This is a genomic window from Aurantimonas sp. A3-2-R12, assembly GCF_036016755.1.
Lineage (GTDB): Bacteria > Pseudomonadota > Alphaproteobacteria > Rhizobiales > Rhizobiaceae > Aurantimonas > Aurantimonas coralicida_A.
Map to the genome: position 1 here is coordinate 1 of NZ_JAYXIH010000093.1, position 4,204 is coordinate 4,204.

Annotated in this window: 2 protein-coding genes and 1 pseudogene; 2 read left to right on the forward strand and 1 reads right to left on the reverse strand. The window is 63.8% G+C overall.

Translation table 11 applies throughout. The features are described 5' to 3' along the window. Both VSX60_RS21965 and VSX60_RS21970 read left to right on the forward strand, forming a co-directional pair. On the forward strand, positions 1-902 hold a 902-nt coding region (locus VSX60_RS21965), incomplete at its 5' end, for a Mu transposase domain-containing protein (RefSeq protein ID WP_442873139.1). Between the two features lie 23 nt (positions 903-925). Beyond that, positions 926-1,634, forward strand: a pseudogene (locus VSX60_RS21970) (ATP-binding protein). Positions 1,635-2,127: 493 nt separating this feature from the next. On the opposite strand, the gene VSX60_RS21975 reads toward VSX60_RS21970, so the two are convergent. Further along, entirely contained in the window at positions 2,128-4,041 is a 1,914-nt protein-coding gene (locus VSX60_RS21975) for an ABC-F family ATP-binding cassette domain-containing protein (RefSeq protein WP_327626369.1), read from the reverse strand. Between the last annotated feature and the right edge of the window lie 163 nt (positions 4,042-4,204).

Genomic DNA, 4,204 nt, shown 5'->3' on the forward strand with positions numbered 1-4,204 from the left:
CCGCACTTTGCGTGCTCCCGGCGCCCCACATCCCGGATGGTCTCACCATAACGCCAATCACCGAAGTGCGGCAGAGATGTTGGAGCGCCACCGCCATCATGCCGGATAAAGGCAATGTCGAGGGGCTGGTGAAGTACGCGCGTCTGAACTTCATGACGCCGATCCCGCATGCGGCGAGCTTTGACGATCTGAACGCCATGCTGGCGGAGCGCTGCCGACAACGACAGGACGAACGGGCCGGACGCCACAGCGAGACGATCGGCGCGCGCCTTGTGTCCGATCTGGCGGCCTTCAAGGAATTGCCCGCGGTGCCGCTGGAGCCGTGCGAGAAGCGGGCTGCCCGGGTCTCCTCGACGTCCCTGGTTCGCTACCGCTGCAATGACTACTCGGTGCCGACAACCTTCGGCTTCCGGGACGTTCTGGTGAAGGGCTTTGTCGACGAGGTGGTGATCCTTTGCGCCGGCGAGGAGATTGCCCGGCATCGCCGTGCCTATGGCACGGGCGCCTTCGTGTTCGATCCGCTGCACTATCTGATGCTGATCGAAACGAAGCCGAACGCCCTCGATCAGGCCGCGCCACTACAAGGCTGGGATCTGCCCGAGACGTTCCAGCATCTGCGTCATCTCCTCGAGGCCCGCATGGGCAATCGCGGCAAGCGGGAGTTCATCCAGGTCCTGCGACTGATGGAGACTTGTCCGATGCCGACCGTCGCCGATGCCGTGACCGAGGCGATCCGGCTCGGGGCGGTGGGGTTCGACGCCGTCAAGCAAATCGCGCTGGCCCGTGTCGAGCGGCGTCCGCTTCGGCTCGACCTGGCCCGTTATCCCCATCTGCCGAAGATGGATGTCAGGACGACGGCGGCGGCCGACTACGCCGTTCTGGTTCCCGGGAGGGCGGCATGAGCGGCAAGTTCAGTCCCGACAGGATGCCGACGGGGACGACCGGCGGCACGCCGCAGGTGCTGCTCGCGCACCACCTCAAGCAGTTGAAGTTGCCGACGGTTCTGCGGGAATACGACAAGGTCGCCCGCGAGTGCGCCCGCGACGGCGTCGACCATCCCCGCTACCTACTGCGCCTGATCGAGCTGGAGCTGATCGATCGGGAGCGCCGCACGATTGAGCGGCGGATCAAGGCGGCCAGGTTCCCGGCGGTCAAAAGCTTCGACACGTTTGACTTCACTGCGATTGCGAGCCTCAACAAGATGCTCGTTCACGACGACGGCGGCTCTCGTTCATCAACTGATGGAGGCTCGCGACGAGCGCCGCCTTCTGAAGCTGCAGCGCGATCTCCAGGCCGTGAAGCTGCTGATCGTCGACGAACTCGGCTACGTGCCGCTGTCGCCGACTGGCGCCGAACTCCTGTTCGAGGTCTTCTCCCAGCGCTACGAGCGCGGCTCGACCATCGTCACGTCCAATCTCCCCTTCGAGGACTGGACGAGCGTTCTCGGATCCGAACGGTTGACCGGCGCACTGCTCGACCGCCTGACCCACCACGTCCACATCCTGACGATGAACGGCGACAGCTATCGCCTCAAACAATCCGCCGGACCGTGCAGGGCCGCCGCCACGGCGGAGCAAAACCAGGCCACTGCCGACGTCTTCGATCCCGGGACCGGCGAAATCACCGACCCCTGATCCTCAGGACATCCCCCACGACACAGGAAAGGGCCCGATCGGGCCCTTTCCTGTGTCGTGCCCCTCACGCCAGTGGCCTGCTTTTACTCCGCCCCACTGGCCCGGTTTTGCTCCGACGTTGACAACGTAGTTCGTCAACTGCGATTAGGTTTCTCGGCCCTTCGGGATCCGACCACCAACCAAGTGTGCGGGAGAATATCGGNCGTCAACTGCGATTAGGTTTCTCGGCCCTTCGGGATCCGACCACCAACCAAGTGTGCGGGAGAATATCGGCTGGGAGCCAGAGCTCCTGCGACCAATTTCAGAGATTTAGACGATGTTGCTCCACGTTAATAGAGTGCAGGCTGGAAATTTTGATATCTCGTTGGGGACCATTTTCGGCGGGTGGCTGTGAGTCTTCGTTCGTGTCAGTGCGCCACCGTTCGCATGCACCAAATTTTTCCTGAGCTCGATTGGGCTCACCAACCGGCCGCGGCATTGCCTCGCCGCGATTTTACTCCGCTGCCGTAGCCGCCTCGTGTTCCACGGTCAGGGCCAGCCAGTCCTCTTCGCAGGAGGCGAGTGTCTTGGCCGCGTCGGAGCGCTGCTTGTTGAGTTCGGCAGCCCTGGCGGGATCGCTCGTGTAGAGCGCGGCATCGCTCAGCATCTCGTCAAGGCCTCTGATCGTCTTCTGAAGCCGCGAGATCTGGACCTCCAGTTGGCTGATCTTTTTCTTGAGCGGCTTCAGCGCCTCGCGCCTTTTCGCCGCAATGCGGCGCTGGTCGTTTTTTGATGCGGCCGCGGGCGGGGCAGACAGTCTATCTTCCGCGGCAACCGATTCTGCCATTCCGCTGCACTTCGTGCTGCCGGAAAGGACGAGTTTCTTGTAGTTTTCGAGGTTGCCGTCATAGCGGGAGACGGTACCCTTGGCGACAATCCAGAGTCGGTCAATCGTTGCCTCGATCATATGCCGGTCGTGGCTGATGAGGATCACGGCGCCCGGATAGTCGTTGAGAGCGCGCACGAGGCTCTCGCGCGCCTCGATGTCGAGATGGTTGGTCGGCTCGTCGAGGATCAGGAGGTTCGGCGCGTGGAGCGTGGCGAGCCCCATCAGGAGGCGCGCCTTCTCGCCGCCGGAAAGCTTCTCGGCCGCCGTATCCATCTTCTGCGTCGGCAGGCCCATGCGCGCGACGCGGCTGCGCACCTTCGCCTCGGGGGCGTCCGGCATCATGCGGCGCACATGCTGGACGGCGCTCTCCGCCGGCCTCAGATCGTCGATCTGGTGCTGGGCGAAGAAGGCGATCTTCAGCCCCGGCGCCCGCGTGATCTTGCCGGCCTGGGGGGCGAGGCGCTCGGCAAGCAGCTTGGCGAATGTCGACTTGCCGTTGCCGTTCTGCCCGAGAAGGGCGATCCGGTCGTCCGTGTCGATCCGCAAGTTCAATCCCGACAGAATCGGCTGGCCCGGCTCATATCCAACTGACGCATGTTCCATGTGGATGATAGGCGAGGCGGCGGGCTTTTCCGGCGCGTCGAAGGCGAAGGGCGTCACATACTCCTCGACGATCGCGGTGAGCGGCTGCATGCGTTCGAGCGCCTTCAGGCGCGACTGCGCCTGGCGAGCCTTGTTCGCCTGCGCGCGGAAGCGCTCGACGAAGGCTTCCATGTGCTTGCGCTCGGCCGTCTGCTTGGCGATCGATTTTTGCAGAAGCTCCAGCTTCTCGGCCCGCTGGCGCTCGAACTGGTCGTAGCTGCCGCGATAGAAGACGAGCTTCTTCTGGTCGAGATGGATGATCGAGTTGACCGCGTTGTTGAGGACGTCGCGATCGTGGCTGATGACGATGACCGTATAGGGATAGCGCGCGACGAAATTCTCCAGCCACAGCGTGCCTTCGAGGTCGAGATAGTTCGTCGGCTCGTCGAGGAGGAGGAGGTCGGGCCGCGAGAACAGCACGACCGCCAGCGCCACGCGCATGCGCCAGCCGCCGGAGAAGGAGGAGGCCGGGCGCGCCTGCGCGGCCGCGTCGAAGCCAAGTCCCGACAGGATCGCCGAGGCCCGTGCTTCCGCCGAATGGGCGTCAATGTCGGTGAGGCGGAGGTGGATGTCGGCGATCCGGGTCGGATCGGTCGCGGTCTCGGCTTCCTTCAGGAGCGAGATGCGCTCCATGTCGGCTTTTAGGACAATTTCGCTCAGCGCCTCCTCGGTGCCCGGCGCCTCCTGGGCTACCTGACCGAGCCGCGTGTTCTTTGGGAATGACACCGAGCCCGTCTCGGCGGCGAGTTCTCCGGTGATGACGCGAAAGAGCGTCGATTTGCCGGCACCATTGCGTCCGACGAGGCCCGCTTTGGTGCCCGTCGGCAGCGTCAAACTGGCATAGTCGATGAGGAGGTGCCCGGCAACGCGCGCGGAAAGGTCGGTGATCTGCAGCATGCGGCGGCTTTTGCCACGCCATGCCGCCACGCGGAAGAGGAGGGGCCATAGCTCGGTAGTGAGACAGAAACCCACTGAACAGCGTCGCACGCTTGCGCGTGCCGTCTGGCAGAATCTTCGCCACCAGGCAGCGATCATTGTCGTAGACGATCGATTGCGGCAC